This is a genomic window from Haemophilus sp. HMSC61B11 (assembly GCF_001838615.1).
Taxonomy (GTDB): domain Bacteria; phylum Pseudomonadota; class Gammaproteobacteria; order Enterobacterales; family Pasteurellaceae; genus Haemophilus_D; species Haemophilus_D parainfluenzae_AD.
In genome coordinates this window covers 1-318 of the sequence record NZ_KV837958.1, presented here as the reverse complement: position 1 = coordinate 318, position 318 = coordinate 1, and the positions used below count along the sequence as shown (strand labels likewise).

Genomic DNA, 318 nt, shown 5'->3' with positions numbered 1-318 from the left:
GAATTTCACCAACACTTCATGGCCAATTCGCGGAATCATCATATTACCGTATTGTGCGCCCGCCCAACCTTGTACCACGCGCACCCAACAAGAGCTGTGCTCATCAAAGTTGCCTAATCTATCCCAAGGAAATTGCAGTTTGACTCTTCCCCATTCATCACAATAGATTTCTTCCCCTTCTGGGCCTGTAACATGGGCAACTTGTGTACCACGAATAATTGGGCGAGGTTTTAATGGACTGCGCCAAGGTTTGTTGTGTGGAATCAGGAAAAGTGTGTTTTCATAGCGGTTGCCTTCTTCTCCCGCTTCTTCATCTAA

At 46.5% G+C, this 318-nt stretch carries 1 protein-coding gene; it reads right to left on the bottom strand.

Annotated features, from left to right (window positions below; translation table 11 throughout):
* A partial coding sequence (locus tag HMPREF3263_RS03730) for a phage baseplate assembly protein V (protein WP_256337393.1) occupies nucleotides 1-318 on the bottom strand: 318 nt, incomplete at both ends.